Here is a 16,514-nt window from a genome sequence, read left to right on the forward strand (position 1 = left end):
GAGCGCCCGGGTCCCGTCCCCCACGCCGGAAAGTCCGTACACATGCAGAAGACCAAAGCCGCACTCTGGGAATTCCTCCAGGGGCTCGGCAAAACGTTCATGCTCCCGGTGGCCCTCCTCGCCTTCTGCGGCATCATGCTGGGCATCGGCTCCTCGCTGTCCAGCGAGGCGGTCACCGACAACCTCCCCTTCCTGAAGGCCGAAGGTTTCCATCTCGTCTTCACGTGGATGGCCAACACCGGGCTGGTCGCCTTCACCTTCCTGCCCGTCCTCTTCGCGATGGCCATTCCGCTGGGCCTCGCCCGCGAGGACAAGGGCGTCGCCGCGTTCTCCGGTTTCGTGGGCTTCGCCGCCATGAATCTGGCGGTGAACTTCTTCCTCACCGCCAAGGGCGTCGACTTCGAGGACGAGGGGGCGATCAACCACTACGGGATCGCCGACGTCCTCGGAGTCCAGTCCATCGATACGGGACTCCTCGGAGCCGTGGCTGTTGGCATCGTTGTCAGCCTCCTCCACCAGCGCTTTCGCACACAGCGGATGCCCGACGCGCTGGCCTTCTTCGGCGGGCTGCGCTTCGTCCCGATCATCTCCGCCCTGGTCCTGAGCGTGCTCGGTCTGCTCATCCCGCTCGTGTGGCCGACGTTCAACGGCTGGATCACCGCCGTGGGGCGGGGCATCGGGCACACGGGCGTTTTCGGGCCGTTCTTCTTCGGCATGGGCGAGGTGCTGCTGCGACCGATCGGGCTGCACCACATCCTCGTCGCCATGTTCCGCTTCACGGACGTCGGCGGTTCCGGAGCCGTCTGCGGGGACCAGGTCTCCGGCGCCCTGAACATGTTCTACGCGCACCTGGACTGCGCGGGCACGCCGAACGGCGCCGTCACCGACGCCACCCACTTCCTCTCCCAGGGCAAGATGGCGGCCTACCTGGGCGGCCTCCCGGGCGCGGCACTCGCGATGTACCACTGCGCGAACAAGAAGATGCGCCCGGAGATCAAGGCCCTGCTCGTGTCCGGCGTGGTGGCCTGCGTGGTCGGCGGCATCACCGAGCCGCTGGAGTTCCTGTTCCTGTTCGTCGCACCGTGGCTGTACGCGATCCACGCGGTCCTGGTGGGGCTCGGCTTCCTCACGGCGGCCCTGCTCGGCGTCTTCATCGGGAACACCGACGGCAACGTCATCGACTGGCTGGTCTTCGGCGTGCTCCAGGGCTCGGCGACCAAGTGGTACCTGGTGCCCGTCATCGCGGCCGTGTGGTTCGCCGTGTACTACTTCCTGTTCCGATGGGCGATCACGCGCTTCGACCTCAGGACCCCCGGCCGGGAGGACGAGTCGGAGCAGGCGGAGGACGACGCCGAGCCGGTGGCCCAGGACGACGGGAAGCAGCCCGCACGTGAGCTGGTCGCGGGGAAGTACGACGCCGCGGCGATCCTCGACGCGATCGGCGGCGCGGGCAACATCCGGTCCCTGGACAACTGCATCACCCGCCTGCGCATGACGGTGGAGGACGCCGGACAGGTGGACGAGGCGCGGCTGAAGAAGCTCGGCGCCGTGGGCGTGATCAAGCTCGACGACCACAGCGTGCAGGTCGTCATCGGACCACAGGTCCAGTCCGTGAAGGACGCCATCGCCACCATGATCCCGGTGGGCTGACCATGGCCTCCCCTTCCCACCGGACACCGGCCTCCGCGGACCCTTACGGCTTCGGCACCCCGGTGGACCGGCACGGCACCTGGTGCACTCAGTGGGACTACGTCGAGGACCGCTTCGGCGTTCCGGATCTCCTGCCGTTCACGATCTCCGACATGGACTTCGAGACCGCTCCGGAGGTCATGGCCGCACTCCGCGGCCGTCTGGACCACGGCGTGCTCGGTTACTCACGCTGGCGCCAGGACGACTTCCTCTCCGCCGTCGTCCACTGGTACGCGACGCGGCACACGACGGCGATCGACCCGGAGGCGATCGTGTACGCACCGTCCGTCGTCTACCAGCTGTCGCAGCTGCTCAGGCTGTGGTCGCGCCCCGGTGACGGTGTGGTCGCCCATACCCCCATGTACGACGCGTTCCCCAAGACCGTGGCGGCCCACGGGCGGCGGCTCCGGGAGTGCCCGCTCGACGACTGGGTGGAGCTGGAACGGCTGCTGGCGCTGCCCGACACGGCCGTGCTGCTGCTCTGCTCGCCGCACAACCCGACGGGCAGGGTCTGGTCCGCCGACGAGCTGAACCGGATGGCGCGGCTGTGCGAGCGGCACGGTGTCGCCGTGGTCAGCGACGAGATCCACTCCGACCTGGCGCACGCCCCGCATGTCCACCACCCCTGGCCGCGGTTCGCCGGTGAGGGACGGTGGGCCATGATCACCTCGGCGTCCAAGTCGTTCAACATCCCCGCACTGACCGGCAGTTACGGCGTCATCGGTGACCCCGCGTCACGCGAGGCGTACCTCGGGCAGCTCAAGGAGGCCGACGGCCTCTCCTCCCCCGCCGTGCTGTCGCTGGTCGGCCACATCGCCGCGTACAGGGAGGGGGCACCCTGGCTGGACGCCCTGCGCACGTACGTCGCGGGCAACCTCTCGATGGTCTCGGACCGTCTCCGCGCGGAGTTCCCGCAGCTCGGCTGGGAGCCTCCGCAAGCGGGATACCTCGCCTGGATCGATCTGCGCCCGCTGGGCGTCGGCGACGGTGCGCTGCAGCGCGAGCTCGTCGAGGTGGAGAGGGTGGCCGTCATGCCGGGGGCCGCCTACGGCGCCCCGGGGTGGCTGCGGCTGAACGTCGGCTGCCCCCGCTCCAAGGCGGAGGCGGGTGTCGAGGCCCTGGTGCGCGCGCTGCACCGCCTCACGGAGAGCGGGCGGGAACCGGACCCGGCGCGCTGAGCCGGCGAAACGCCCTTGCGGCGACGGCCCGGACCCCTGGGTCCGAAGCCGTCGCCGCAAGGGCGTTTCGCTGTCCACGGACGGTCGCGGAAACCGGCACCCACCCGGGCGGACGGGCATTTTGCCCGCACATGGTTCCACCCCCACTCTTGACATCTATATAATTGCTATATGCATCAATCGTCGTCCCGGGCAGACCCTACCGACGAGCAGCGCATCGAAAGTGCCGCTCGGGGCCTCCTCAGAGGCATCGGGCGACTGTCGCAGACGCTCTTCCGCACCGGCGACTTCGGGCTGGGCCGCAGCCAGGTGGCCGTACTCGACGCCTTGGAGGAGGGACCCCGCCGGGTCACCGCTCTCGCCGCGTACACGGGTATGGCCCAGCCTCGCGTGACCGTGGTCCTGCAGGGGCTCGAGGAGCGGGGTCTCACCACGCGCGGGCGCCCCGCGGCCGACCGGCGCGTCAGGGAGGCGTCCCTGACGCCCGCCGGGCGAGAACTGCTCGACCGGGGCCGCCGACGGATGGCAGCGGCGCTCCTGCGGGGCCTCGACGCGGGTGTCGACGACTCCGAGCGCGCCGTGGCCGCCGCACGGGACGCCCTCACCACCTTGTTGAACGCGATCGATTCGGAGTCCTTTTGATCAGCCCGGACACCAGGCCGTCGGACACGGCACCGGAACCCGCGCCCCCCGCACCTCCCGCCCCGGCCCCCGCACCTGGGCCGGCCGCCGCGCGCGCCGTGGCACCGCACCGGGTGGGCGGACCCCGGCGGCGGTGGGACTGGGTGCTCGCGGCGGATCCCGGACTCGGCCAGCTCCAAGCGGGATGGCGCACCCTCGTCGCGATGGTGACCTCGCTCGCGGTCGGGTACGGGATGGCCACGGCCCTCGACGTCCCGGCCATGATCGGCATGATGGTCGGCGGGATGATGGGCCTGATGAGCGCCTTCGCCGTCGCCGAGAACACCTGGCAGCGGCTCAGCCGCGCCATCCTGTGGATGCCCTTCCCCTACGCCGCCGTCCTGTGGCTGGCCGCCGAGCTGCACGACGACCGCGGCCTGGAGATCACCCTGATGGTGGTCGCTCTGGCGCTCACCTTCTTCCTCGCCCGGTTCGGTCAGCTTTCCCTGCTCACGGGCATGATGCTCTTCAACGGCCTGATGGTCGGCATGATGGCGAACATCCCGCCGGCCATGACGGGCAAAGCCTTTTCCATCGCCCTGGTCTCCGCCGTGGCCGTACTCCTGACACGGTTGCTGCTGTGCTGTCCCATGCCGCGCGAGGACCTGCTGCGCACCCAGCGCGCCTTCGTCGTCGAGGCCCGGCGGGTGGCGGACGCGGCCGTCGAGGCGCTGGACCCCGACGCCGACCAGGAACGGGCCGTACGGCGGATGGCGCGTGCGCTGCACCACCTCAACGTCACCACCGTCACCATCGACGGCCGGCTCGCCCGGCCCGAGGTCGCCGCCGACCCCGACATGGCCGAGCTGCTGCACCGGCACCTCTTCGACGCGGAGCTCGCCCTGCGCGGCATCGGCCGCGCCGTGCAGGACCTGGCCCGCCTCGACGTGCCACCGCACCTGCGCGAGGCCATGACCGTCGGGCTCGTCATCGCGCGGGACACCCCCCTCGGCAGCGCCCAGGGTCTGCGTCCCGCCGCCGAGCGCATCCGCCTGCAGGCCGACCGCGTGCACGCGCTCCCGGTCGCCGGCGGGCGGACGGAGACCGTCGAGGCCGCGTACCGCGTGGCGCACCTCCTCGACTCACTGGCCGGCTCGCTCTCACGGTGGCTCGCACTGGGCTGGAGCACCCCGGACTCCCCCGCCCAGGTGCCCTTCCAGCCGACGGTGGCCCTGGAGCGCGACCGTCCCGCCGGGTCGGCGGCCGCGGCACAGCGCGTGCTCGCGGCACGGACCGGGAAGAGCTGGCGCCGGGCCGTCCCCTACGTGCGCGCACCCCTGCACGCCGGGATCGCCGCGGCCATCGTCTGTCCCCTCACCGACGCGATCGACCCGCAGCGCTTCTACTGGGGTCTCGTCGGTGTGATGATCACCCTCTTCGGCACGAACACGACGCACGAGCGTCTGCGCAAGTTCGGCCACCGCATGGCTGGCACCGTGATCGGCGCGGTGCTCGGGATCGCGCTGCTCCACCTGCTGGGCCCCGGCCACGTCTACGGCACGCTGGCCGTCATCGTGGCCGGCATCACCCTCGGCGCCTGGGGAATGCAGCGCGCGTACGCCCTGTGGGTCGTCGGACTCGTGGCCGCGCTCGTGCAGTTGTACGGGCTGACGACGCCCTACGACGGCATGGACCACCTGCTCGGCGAGCGCCTGCTGGACAACGCCCTGGGCATACTCGTCGCGACCGCCTGCGCCGCGCTGATCTTCCCGCTGTCCAGCCGGCGGATCACGCGGGAGGCCGAGCGCGGCTACGTGTCCGCCGTCGACGACCTCGTCTCGCAGCTCGCCCTGCGCTGGGAGGACCCCGACGCCCCCGTCCGGCTGCGCGGAGCCGCCCGCGCGGTCGACTCCGCGCTGTTCCAGGTGGTGAGCCTGGCACGTCCGCTGGTCCGGATGCCGCTCGGGCTGCGAGGACGCGAAGCGGACAACCGCACCGCCCTGCTCACCACCGCCACCGGTCACGCCCGCGCCCTGGCCGCGGCGGCGGACATCGACATCGACCTGGCGCCGCGGCCGGCCGAACGCTTCGCTCTCGTCACCTCGACGCTGAGCTCGTCGCTGCGCGCCCTGGACCGCTCGCTGACCACGGGCGAGCCCGGGGAGGGCTGGCAGCGGGTGAGCCCGCTGATCCGGGAGATGAGGGCGGACCTGGACGCGGCTCCGCCCGGACCGCGGGCGACACGCATGCGCACCGCGCTGCGGGAGCTGGCCGCACTCGACGAGACGCTCGCCGGATACGCGGAGCGGTGCGGACTCACCGTCCGCGACAAGTCGCCTGATCGTAAGGCCTGTTCACCGATGCAGCGCCGCACTCAGGCGCTGTTGGCGGAGTGGGCACCGCGGCCGGCCGCCGCGGGCACCGGGTGCGCCGGGGGCTCCCCTCGTCCACCGCGGGCCGGGGGCTCGCCTCGTCCACCGGCGGCCACTGCCGTGACCCGGGCGGAACGGATCCCGGCAGTGGCGCCGCCCGGGGCGGGCGCTTCACCCGAGTCCTGCGCCGGGGTCACCGTCGCCGGGACCGTCCGGTGCGACGCGCACCCCGCGGGGTGCGCCGGGTGGATCACGGTGATCGACGCCCGGGGCAAGCGGGTCGCGGCAGGCCCCGTCCGGTCGGGCCGGTACCGCGTCGACGGACTCCGGCCGGGAAGCCACACGCTCGTCGTGGCGGCTGGGGACCACGCCCCGCACGCGGAGTTCCTGCACGTGCCGGGGGCGCGGGAGGGCGTCCCCGTCGCTCATGACATGCGTCTCTAGGGCCCTGACCGGCTCGCCGGCGCCCCGTCAGGGAGCGATGCCGACTCCGTCGATCCGGCTCCAGGCCCTCTCCTGAGTGGCGGTCATCGCCGGCCATGTGAGGCCTCCCGGCCTGGGCCGGACCCTGGAGGCGTACGGTGCGGGCCCGAAGCCGTCGTCGTAGAAGCATCCGCCGCCGTAGCTCACGTCGGACGCGTCGCAGGAGGCCGCGATCGAGCGTGCGGTCGGTTCGTGTCCCGAGCGCACCCAGTTGTCGAGGGCCGCGAGGGAGCCGGCGTACTCGGAGTCGCTCAGTGCGCTGTGTTCGGTCTCCGTCGTGAACGTCTGGACGAGGTTCGCCGTCCGGCCGGCGCCCCGCAGCGTGTCGCGGTAGGCCGCTTCGTGCTCGACGAAGGCCGTCGGGTCCCCGATCGCGTGCAGGGTGAGGACCGGGAAGGGCACCCGGCCCGTCAGGTCGCTGTCGTAGGAGAGGTCACGGTGTGCGGTGGGGTCGGCCGTGAAGCGCTCCACACCGGCGTTGAGCGCCTTGTCGTCGTGTGAACCGGTGTACCGTACGCCGCGGTTGCCGAAGGGATTCCGCCCGCCGAGCCTGTTCGACACGATGTCCCGGAACGTGAAGGTCGCGAACCGCAGGTGCGATTCGAGCGTACGTTCCGGAATGCGGGTGACGGCGAGGATGTCGTCCAGGTTGCGCTGCTGCGGCGCGGTGCGCTCCGACGGCTCGGAGGCGAAGCCGGTGCACTCCTGCAGGCGGGCGCGCAGCCCCTCGGCCGTCATCGTCGAGCCGGCCCGCAGCCCCTGCCAGAGCGGGTACTGCGGCTCGGAGGGCCGGGGGTGGTTGTGGCAGTAGTACTGGTAGACCGCCCGCAGGTCCACGCGGTAGTCGTATCCACGCGAGCCGCCGCCCAGGACGCCGCTGGTCAGCAGCGCCCCGTCGTACGCCCCGGGCCGGGAGCCGTACGTCTCCGCGACCTTCGCTGCGACGTTCCCGCCCCAGGACTGGCCGTGCACATAGGTCCGTTCGGGCTTCCCGAACTCCGCGATGAAGAGGCGGCGCGCGTTCTCGGTGTCGGCGGCGGCCATGCGTGTCCCGTAGCCACCGCGGCGGTAGGAGGAACCGGCCCACGCGTAGCCCTCCTCGACCATCACCGCCCAGCGCGCGAGGTCGTCGCCGCTGCGTGAGGAGTCGGAGGAGTCGCCGAGATCGGGGCCGCCGTGCGCGTGCACGACGAGGGACCCGTTCCACCGGGTCGGCACCGCGATCGTGTAGTGGGCCCCGTCGGCGTCCTGTCCGGAGTAGCACGTCGCCTTGCCCGCCAGGCGCGGCGGGCAGGTGACGGCAGCGGGGTGACCGTTGCGCGCGACGGCGGTGGCGTTGCCGAGCGTGCCGAGGAGGACCGCCGCGAGCCCGGCCGCCAGCGCGGACGCCAGCCGGCGGCGGAACCGGGGCGGTCGGGAAGCGTCCGGGGGTGCGTCAGACGTGTTCAAGGCGCGGCTCCTGTGGGTGCGGGGCGCGAAGTTGCGCCGCAGCCCGGGATGCTAGGGAGCACCGGACGGAGCGGGCCAGCCCTGCGGCCGTTGCGTTCATAGTGTTCGCCCCGGCGCCGCGCGCCCGTGGTCCGGCCGTGTGGCGGGCCGGACCACAGGTGCCCGTGGATCTAGAGCGACGTCATGACGTGCTTGATACGGGTGTAGTCCTCGAAGCCGTAGGCGGAGAGGTCCTTGCCGTAGCCGGACTTCTTGAACCCGCCGTGCGGCATCTCCGCGACGAGCGCCATGTGGGTGTTGATCCACACGCAGCCGAAGTCGAGGTTCTTCGACATCCGCATCGCACGGGAGTGGTCCTTGGTCCACACCGAGGAGGCCAGGGCGAATTCGACGCCGTTGGCGAACTCCACGGCCTGGGCCTCGTCCGTGAAGGACTGGACCGTCATGACAGGGCCGAAGACCTCGTTCTGGACGATCTCGTCGTCCTGGCGGAGGCCGGAGACGACGGTCGGGGCGAAGAAGTAGCCCTCGTCGCCCACGCGGTGGCCGCCCGCCCGGATCTCGGCGTGCGCGGGAAGGCGCTCGATGAAGCCGCTGACCTGGGCGAGCTGGCCGGCGTTGTTGAGCGGCCCGTAGAGCACGTCCTCGTCGTCCGGCCGCCCGGTCTTCGTGTCGGCCGCCGCCTTGGCGAGCGCCGTGACGAACTCGTCGTGGACGGACTCGTGGACCAGGACGCGGGTGGCCGCCGTGCAGTCCTGGCCGGCGTTGAAGAAGCCGCCGACCACCAGGTCCTCGACCGCCTTCGCCAGGTCGGCGTCCTCGAAGACGACCGCGGGGGCCTTGCCGCCGAGCTCCAGGTGCACGCGCTTGACGTCCTTGGACGCGCTCTGGGCGACCTGGATGCCTGCGCGTACGGAGCCGGTGATGGAGGCCATCGCCGGGGTCGGGTGTTCCACCATCAGGCGGCCGGTGTCGCGGTCGCCGCAGACGACGTTGAAGACTCCGCGCGGCAGCTCCAGCTCCGCGAGGACTCCGCCGATGATCTCGGCGAGCAGCACCGTGGACGCCGGCGTGGTGTCCGAGGGCTTGAGGACGACCGCGTTGCCCGCGGCCAGTGCCGGCGCGAACTTCCACACGGCCATCAGCAGCGGGTAGTTCCAGGGCGCGACCTGCGCGCACACACCGACCGGCTCCCGGCGGATGATGGAGGTGAGCCCTTCCGTGTACTCGCCGGCCGAGCGGCCCTCGAGCATCCGCGCCGCGCCCGCGAAGAAGCGCACCTGGTCGATGGCGGGGGCGAGTTCATCGCTGCGAAGGAGGTGGAGCGGCTTGCCGGTGTCGCGGCTCTCGGCCGCGGCCAGCTCCTCCGCCCGCTCCTCCATCGCGTCGGCGATCTTCAGCAGCGCGCGCTGGCGCACGGACGGGGTGGTGTCACGCCAGACCGGGAAGGCGGCGGCAGCGGCCGCCATCGCCGCGTCGACGTCGGCCTCTCCCGAAAGCGGGGAGGTCGCGTAGACGGCGCCGGTGGTGGGGTCCACCACGTCGAGGGTGCGGCCGTCCGACGCGTCGGCGAAGCCACCGTCGATGTAGTTGCGGAACGTGGTGCTCATGGAACGTCTCCCGGTCAGGCGGTGGTGCGGGCGGAAAGGTGTTCGTGGACGGCGGTCCAGCGGCTGTCGGCGACGCGGGCGAAGACGATGGTCTCCCGCTCGTGAAGCGTCTCCTCCCCCGCGTGCGTGGCGACCCGCGTCTCCACGTCGTGGCTGAAGACGGCCGTGTCACCGAAGGGCTGGATCAGGGGGGCGGACGAGGTGCAGCCGAGGACGCGGAAGCCGTCCTGTTCCACCCACTCCTCCCAGAGGGCGCGGTACTCCGCCGTGGAGCCGAGCCGCTGGGGCGTGGTGTGGAAGACGAAGGCCGCGTCCGGGGCGAAGGCGCCGAAGTAGTCGTCGAGGCGCCCTTCGGCGAAGGCCGCGACGAGTGCGTCCGCGGCGGCCCTGACCTCCTGGACGGTGGTGGTGCTCATGATCTGCTCCTGGTCGCGGGCGTCGTCCGCCCGGGTGCGGATGGGTGGGCCGGCGGGGTCAGTGCGCCGTGGCCGGCTCGGGGACGTCTTCGCCCCTACGGCCGGTGATCGGCGGCACGGGGGTGTCGGACGCCCGGACGAGACGGGGCCCGTCCGGGCCGTACACGGCGCGCGGCTCGGGGAAGAGGGTGAGCAGGGCGAGGTAGAGGACGGCCGCGAGGACGAGCCCGACCGGCAGCGAGATGTCGGCGCCGTCGGCGAGGTCGCCGAGCGGACCCACGAACTGGCCCGGCAGGTTGGTGAAGAGGAGCGCCACGACGGCCGACACGAGCCACGTGGACATGCCGCGCCAGTTCCAGCCGTGCGTGAACCAGTAGCGACCGCCGCGGCGGCGGCGGTTGAAGACCTGGAGGGCCTCGGCGTCGTACCAGCCGCGCCGGGTGACGTAGCCCAGTGCCATCACGATCATCCACGGCGCGGTGCAGGTGATGATGAGCGTCGCGAAGGTGGAGATGGACTGCGCGAGGTTGAGCGCGAAGCGGCCGACGAAGATGAACGCGATGGACAGGACGCCGATGAAGAAGGTGGCCTGGACGCGGCTGAAGCGCGTGAAGACGCTGGAGAAGTCGAGTCCCGTGCCGTACAGGGCCGTCGTGCCGGTGGAGAGGCCGCCGATCAGGGCGATGAGGCAGAGCGGCAGGAAGTACCAGCCGGGCGAGATCGCGAGCAGGCCGCCGACGTAGTTCGGGGCGGCCGGATCGACGTACTCCGCGGCCTTCGACGCGATGATCGACGCCGTGGCCAGACCGAAGAGGAACGGCAGCAGGGTGGCGATCTGGGCGAGGAACGCGGCCCCCATCACACGGCGGCGCGGAGCCCCGGCGGGGATGTAGCGGGACCAGTCGCCGAGGAAGGCGCCGAAGGAGACCGGGTTGGAGAGCACGATCAGCGCGGCGCCGATGAAGGACGGCCAGAACAGCGGGTCGGCGGTCGAGGCGAAGGCGCCCGCGTAGCCGGGGTCGAAGTCTCCGGCGAAGGCGAAGGCGCCGAGCACGAAGAGGGCGGACGCGGCCAGCACGGCGATCTTGTTGACCAGCAGCATGAAGCGGAAGCCGTAGACGCAGACGACGAGCACGAGGCCGGCGAAGACCGCGTAGGCGATTCCGTAGCTCAGGTCGGACTCGGGTACGTCGACGAGCCGGTGCGCACCGCCGACGAGCGCGTCGCCCGAGGACCAGACCGAGATCGAGAAGAAGGCGATGGCGGTGAGCAGCGAGAGGAACGAGCCGACGACCCGGCCGTGCACGCCGAGGTGCGCGGAGGAGGACACGGCGTTGTTCGTGCCGTTGGCCGGGCCGAAGAGGGCCATCGGGGCCAGCAGCAGCGCTCCGGCGACGAGCCCGAGGACGGTCGCCGCGAGTCCCTGCCAGAAGGAGAGGCCGAAGAGGATCGGGAACGCTCCCAGCACACACGTCGCGAAGGTGTTGGCGCCGCCGAAGGCGAGGCGGAACAGATCGACCGGGCGGGCCGTGCGGTCCGCGTCCGGGATCCGCTCGACACCGTTGGTCTCGATTTCGGTGATCGAGGTCGTCACGGACGCTCCACCTTCCGTTCATGCGTAGGGGCGTCCCAGCAGTCTGTGGCCCTGAATGATCAGCGACAATTGTGTCCGGCACAGAGATGTACGCTTCTTTCTGTGGCCAGCAACAAACTCACGGTCGAAGATCTGCTCTCCTTCCCCGCGCTCCAGCTCTCGGTGAAGGCCGGCAGCAGTGGTCTGGGCCGTTCCGTGTCGTGGGCGCACGCCAGTGAGCTCGCCGATCCGACGCCGTGGCTGCTGGGCGCCGAGGTGATCATGACGGCGGGGCTGGCGGTGCCCCGTGACGCCGCCGGTCAGCGCGCCTATCTGGAGCGGCTGGACGACGCGGGCGTGTCGGGCCTCGCGCTCTCGGCGCAGTTGCACATGCCGCCGCTCCACGACGCGTTCTTCGAGGCGGCCGAGGAGCGGGGCTTCCCGGTCCTCGAGGTGCCGCTCGCCGTTCCCTTCATCGCCGTCTCGCAGGAGGTCGCGGCCTCGGTCCAGGAGGACGCCCGGCACCGGCTGGGGGCGCAGCTCCAGGTCTTCGGCTCCCTGCGTTGGCTGGTCGCCGAGGACCTCGACACCCCGGCGCTGCTGCGCCGGCTGGAAGGGCTGTCGGGCTACGACGTCTACCTCTGCACACCGCAGGGCCGCCCCCTCCTGCCGGGCGTCCCCACACCGGATCCCCGTGTACTGCCGGCGTCCGTCGACGCCCCGCCCACGGTGCCCGGCGGCTTCGTCCTCCCGGTGCCGGCTCCCGGAGGCCCGGCGGGCTTCCTCGTCGCGTACGAGCGCCAGGGCGCCCAGCCCGCGGGGCTCGCCGTCGTCCAGCACATCGCCACCGTGGCGGCGCTGCGGCTGGCGATGGTGCGCAACGAGCGCGAGGTGCTGCGCCGCGAGGGTGCGGAGACGCTGGCCGAGATGCTGCAGGAGGTGCTCGACCCGGAGGCGGCACGCCGTCGGCTCGCCCGGCACGCGATCAAGGGCGAGGCCGTGCTCCTGGTGGTCCGCCACGCCACGGACGAGGCGCTGCTGCGCTGTCTGGAGGACCACCCCCATCTGCTGCTCACCTGGGGTGAGGACCGCTATGTCCTGGGTGCGGCGGAACTGGCGGAGGCGGTCGGCGGACTGCCCTCCGTGGCGGCCGGGATGAGCCGCCCCTTCCTGCCGGGCGTCGCGCTGAAGGTCGCCGAACGCGAGGCGCTCTGGGCGGTCTCCAAGGCCGTGGAGTCCGGCCGCCCCGTCGTCCGGTACGGCGCCGACGCGACGGGGCGGTGGCTGCCCGACGACCCCGCGGTGCTGACCGCGCTCGTCGAGCACGTGCTCGGCGAGGTCCTGCGGTACGACGAGGCCCACGACTCGCACCTGCTGGTCTCGGCCCGCACCTGGATGGAACGCGACCGCCGTACCGAGACGGCCGCGGCGGCGCTGCACATCCACCCGAACACCCTCGCCTACCGGCTGCGCCGCTTCGGCACGCTCTCCCGGCGCGACCTGGCTTCGACGGGCGCCCTCGCCGAGGTCTGGCTGGCCATCCAGGCGGCGGGCGCCCTGGGCCTCACCGACTGAGGGGGCGGGCGGCAGCCCGCCCCGGCCCGGCGAGGTGCACACCCGCCCGGAGCCGCGCCTCCGCCCGTGTCGTCCCCGGGCCGCGCGCAGGGCCGGGGTCGCACCGAGGCGGCGTCCCCGGATCGGCGGCCGCCCGCGCCGCGCGGGGTGAGGCCGCCGCCCGCGCACGGACGGGCTGCCCGGGGCCCTGCGACGAGAGGACGGGAGTCTCGGGCCCGGTACGGTGCCGCCCGGTTCAGGAGCCCGGCTTCCTCAGCTCCGCGGCGAGCGAGCTGACGGCCGCGGGGTTGCGCGGACTCTCCACGAGGTCCACGTAGTCGAGGACGACGATCCGGTTGTTGCGGATCGCGGAGACGTTCGCGAGCGGCTCGTAGGACATGAGGAAGTTCCGCTTCTGACCGGCGGTGGTGTCCCCGTAGTCGTTGATCACGATCACCTCGGGGTCACGGTCGACCACCGTCTCCCATCCCACGGTCGTCCAGCTGTCCTTGAGATCCTTCATGATGTGGTCGCCGCCGGCCTTGGTGATGATGTCGTGCGGCCCGGCGTAGGCACCCGAGGTCAGCGGCTTGTCCTTCCCGTCGTCGTAGAGGAAGACGCGCGGGCGGTCGCCACCCTTCGGCGCCTTGGCCTGCGCTTCGGCGATCTGCTTCCGGAACGTCTTCGTCAGCGCCTCGGCCCGGTCCTCCACGTCGAACACCTTTCCCAGGTTGGCGAGGTCCGTGTAGAGCGCGTCGAGCGGGGACATCACTCCGCGGGCCTTCCCCCGCCCGTTGCGGCACGACTCGCTCAGGAGGTACGAGTCGACCCCCACACGGCGCAGCTCGGCGGGGGTGAACCCCTCCCCCTCGCTGAATCCGTAGTTCCAGCCCGCGAAGACGAGGTCGGCCCGCGCGTCGAGTACCAGCTCCTTGTTGATCCTGTCCTTCGAGAGCCACTCGGTCTTCCGATAGGCGTCCTTCCACGGAACGGCAGAGAGGTCGCCCTTGTCGTCGGGCATCACGTAGCCGGCCATGTGGTCCTCGAGTCCGAGGGCGAACATGATCTCGGTGATGCCCACGTCGTTGGTGACCACGCGCTGCGGAGCCTTGTCGTAGGTCTTCCTCTCACCGCAGTTCTCGACCGTCACGGGGTAGTGGGCGTCCGCCTTCCGGGACGCCTCCTTCCCGTCGGCCGTCCGGGTCACCTCCGCACCGCAGCCGGTGAGGGCCAGCGCGGTCGCGAGCGCGAACGCGGCAGGTCGTACGCAGGTCGGCATGGTGGTGGGGCTCCTCAGGAGGTGGGGCGGGCAGAGGGGAGATCGAAGATCATCTGAAGCGCTCCGGTCTCCGGGTGCGCCACGCGGTGGGCCCGGACGCCGAAGACCTCCGCCAGCAGTTCGGTGGTCAGTACGTCGTGCGGAGCACCCGAGGCGACGATCCGGCCACCGTCGATGACATGGACGACATCGCAGTGGAGGGCCGCGAGGTTGAGATCGTGGAGGGCGGTGAGCACGGTCAGGCCGCTGCTCCGCACGAGGGCGAGTACCTCCAGCTGATGGGCGATGTCCAGGTGGTTGGTGGGCTCGTCCAGGACCAGGATCCTGGGCTGCTGGGCCAGGGCGCGGGCGATCAGGACCCGCTGCCGTTCACCTCCGGAGAGGGTGAGGAAGCCCCGGTCGGCCAGGTGACCCGCGCCGACCCCCTGGAGCGCTTCGTCGCACAGGCGGCGGTCCTCCGCGTCGGCGCGGGCGACCGCTCCCTGGTGCGGCAGCCGCCCCATGGCCACGATCTCGGCGACGGTGAAGTCGAATTCGGCCACCGCTTCCTGTGGGAGGGCGGCCAGCCGACGGGCCCCTTCACGGGCGCTCATGGAGCGCAGGTCCTCGCCGCCGAGCCGTATCGCGCCGGCCGTGGGGCGCATGGCCCGGTAGACACAGCGCAGCAGCGTGGACTTCCCGCTGCCGTTGGGCCCGACCAGGCCGACGAGCTGCCCCGCAGCCGCCGCCAGCGTGACCTCGTCCACCAGGCGGGCGCCCGCGATCTCGACCGTCATCGCGTCGATGTCGATCCTCATCACATGCCTCCGAAGGAGTACGCGCGGCGCCGCATGAGCAGGACGAAGCACGGCACGCCGATGACCGCGGTCAGCACACCCACCGGCAGTTCGGCCGGGGCGAGGACCACGCGCGACAGGATGTCCACCCAGATCAGCAGGACGGCACCCATGAGAGGGGCGACGGCCAGGAGCCGGCGGTGATCGGCGCCGACCAGCATCCGTACGGCGTGCGGGACCATCAGACCGACGAATCCGATCGCGCCGCTCACCGCGACGACCGCGCCCGTGACGGCTGCGGAGACGAGGAAGAGCTCCTTGCGCAGCCGCCCCGCGTCCACGCCGAGGGCCGCGGCGGTCTCGTCACCCATCGCGAGCGCGTTCAGGCGACGCCCCGACCAGGCGAGGTGGGCGATGCCGCCGAGCACCGCTCCGGCGGCGATGGGCACCGAGGCCCAGTCGGCGCCGCTCAGACTGCCGAGCAGCCACATCATCGCGGAGCGGGCCGCCTCTCCGCGTTCGGCCGCGAACACCATGAACGTGGTGACGGCCGAGAAGCCGTAGTACATCGCGGTGCCCGTCAGCACGAGCCGCAGCGGGGTCAGCCCACGAGGAGTACGGGCGATCGTGTACACGAGGGTCATGGCGAGGAGGGCGGAGAGGAACGCCGCAGCGGACAGCGCCCACATGCCCAGCGCCGCGAACGCACCGAAGATCAGGACGGCGTTGGCACCGACGGCGGCACCCGAGGAGATCCCGAGTACGAACGGGTCGGCGAGCGCGTTGCGCACCATCGCCTGGACGGCGACGCCGATGGCCGACAGCCCTGCCCCGACGACCGCCGCCAGGACGGCCCGGGGAAGGCGCAGCTCCCAGACGATGGTGTACGCCGGCACCTGGTCCGGGGTGATGGGCCCGCCGCTGACACCTGCCCAGAGGTGTCGGAGCACCTCGCCCCAGGAGAGCCCGGACGCCCCCAGCCCCGCGCCGCAGACGAGCGAGAGAGGGAGCGCGGCGCACAGGACGACGAGGAGGAACGGCAGGGGCACCCTGCCGGACGGCGCAGGTCCGGTTCCCGTACGGGACGTGCGCGACGGTGCGTCAGGTATGCGTTCCAGGGATGTGGCCACAGGCCGGTCGCTTTCGCATCGGGCCGTGCACCCGCACCAGCAGGAGCAGCCGCGGACGCGGGCGCCCGGTGCAGCACCTCTCGCAGTCCACGGCGATTTCCAGGAGCCTTCAGTACCGCAGGTGATCGGGCTCGCAAAACCCCATGAGGGCTCCGCCTACCGTTGCGGGTCAGCGCCGGAATTCGACCGGACTTCCCCTGCGGGACGCCTGCAGCTTAACGGGTGCCAGGAGTGCTGGACGCGACGAGGCACGGCCACGCCCCCGGAGGGCGTGGCCGTGCCGTGTGGTCGGGCTGCTCAGTAGGCCGAGTCGACGTTGTCGATGGAGCCGTACTTGTCGGCGGCGTAGTTGGCCGCCGCGGTGATGTTGGCGATCGGGTCGGT

The 16,514-nt window shown here is 71.8% G+C and carries 12 protein-coding genes and 1 riboswitch; of the genes, 5 read left to right on the forward strand and 7 right to left on the reverse strand.

The annotated features are described in order from the left end of the window. Positions 1-42 precede the first annotated feature (42 nt). From malX to ACIRJR_RS16620, 4 genes are all read left to right on the forward strand, one after another. The gene (gene malX, locus ACIRJR_RS16605) at positions 43-1,650 is read left to right on the forward strand and encodes a maltose/glucose-specific PTS transporter subunit IIBC (protein WP_403780255.1); all 1,608 of its coding nucleotides are present in this window, start codon (positions 43-45) and stop codon (positions 1,648-1,650) included. A 2-nt stretch (positions 1,651-1,652) separates the two neighbouring features. Then, positions 1,653-2,867, forward strand: coding sequence for a MalY/PatB family protein (locus tag ACIRJR_RS16610; protein WP_403780258.1), 1,215 nt, complete (start codon positions 1,653-1,655; stop codon positions 2,865-2,867). Between the two features lie 171 nt (positions 2,868-3,038). Continuing rightward, positions 3,039-3,509: a MarR family winged helix-turn-helix transcriptional regulator gene (locus ACIRJR_RS16615; protein ID WP_403780261.1), complete on the forward strand. Its 471-nt coding sequence runs from the start codon at positions 3,039-3,041 to the stop codon at positions 3,507-3,509. 143 nt (positions 3,510-3,652) lie between these two features. After that, the gene (locus ACIRJR_RS16620) at positions 3,653-6,304 is read left to right on the forward strand and encodes an FUSC family protein (protein ID WP_403780264.1); all 2,652 of its coding nucleotides are present in this window, start codon (positions 3,653-3,655) and stop codon (positions 6,302-6,304) included. A 27-nt stretch (positions 6,305-6,331) separates the two neighbouring features. On the opposite strand, the gene ACIRJR_RS16625 is transcribed toward ACIRJR_RS16620, so the two are convergent. From ACIRJR_RS16625 to ACIRJR_RS16640, 4 genes are all read right to left on the reverse strand, one after another. After that, positions 6,332-7,792: a hypothetical protein gene (locus ACIRJR_RS16625; RefSeq protein ID WP_403780267.1), complete on the reverse strand. Its 1,461-nt coding sequence runs from the start codon at positions 7,790-7,792 to the stop codon at positions 6,332-6,334. A 170-nt stretch (positions 7,793-7,962) separates the two neighbouring features. Further along, complete coding sequence (locus ACIRJR_RS16630) at positions 7,963-9,402, reverse strand: gamma-aminobutyraldehyde dehydrogenase (RefSeq protein ID WP_403780270.1); 1,440 nt, start codon at positions 9,400-9,402, stop codon at positions 7,963-7,965. Positions 9,403-9,416: 14 nt separating this feature from the next. Beyond that, positions 9,417-9,818, reverse strand: a complete 402-nt coding sequence (locus ACIRJR_RS16635) for a YybH family protein (RefSeq protein WP_403780273.1) — start codon at positions 9,816-9,818, stop codon at positions 9,417-9,419. 58 nt (positions 9,819-9,876) lie between these two features. Next, complete coding sequence (locus ACIRJR_RS16640) at positions 9,877-11,412, reverse strand: purine-cytosine permease family protein (protein ID WP_403780277.1); 1,536 nt, start codon at positions 11,410-11,412, stop codon at positions 9,877-9,879. A gap of 102 nt (positions 11,413-11,514) precedes the next feature. Between ACIRJR_RS16640 and ACIRJR_RS16645 the strand changes: the two genes are divergently transcribed. Further along, positions 11,515-12,966, forward strand: coding sequence for a PucR family transcriptional regulator (locus tag ACIRJR_RS16645; RefSeq protein ID WP_403780280.1), 1,452 nt, complete (start codon positions 11,515-11,517; stop codon positions 12,964-12,966). Positions 12,967-13,201: 235 nt separating this feature from the next. Here ACIRJR_RS16645 and ACIRJR_RS16650 read toward each other — a convergent pair whose 3' ends face one another. From ACIRJR_RS16650 to ACIRJR_RS16660, 3 genes are read right to left on the reverse strand one after another with little or no spacing between them, the layout of a single operon-like run. Beyond that, on the reverse strand, positions 13,202-14,224 hold the full coding sequence (locus ACIRJR_RS16650) for an ABC transporter substrate-binding protein (RefSeq protein WP_403780283.1): 1,023 nt from the start codon (positions 14,222-14,224) through the stop codon (positions 13,202-13,204). Positions 14,225-14,238: 14 nt separating this feature from the next. Next, complete coding sequence (locus ACIRJR_RS16655) at positions 14,239-15,021, reverse strand: ABC transporter ATP-binding protein (protein WP_403780286.1); 783 nt, start codon at positions 15,019-15,021, stop codon at positions 14,239-14,241. After that, positions 15,021-16,130: a FecCD family ABC transporter permease gene (locus ACIRJR_RS16660; RefSeq protein ID WP_403780289.1), complete on the reverse strand. Its 1,110-nt coding sequence runs from the start codon at positions 16,128-16,130 to the stop codon at positions 15,021-15,023. The genes ACIRJR_RS16655 and ACIRJR_RS16660 overlap by 1 nt, the downstream gene beginning before the upstream one ends. A gap of 98 nt (positions 16,131-16,228) precedes the next feature. Next, positions 16,229-16,369: riboswitch (cobalamin riboswitch) on the reverse strand. Between the last annotated feature and the right edge of the window lie 145 nt (positions 16,370-16,514).

Origin of the sequence: Streptomyces sp. NPDC102402, assembly GCF_044765765.1 — a bacterium.
GTDB lineage: Bacteria > Actinomycetota > Actinomycetes > Streptomycetales > Streptomycetaceae > Streptomyces.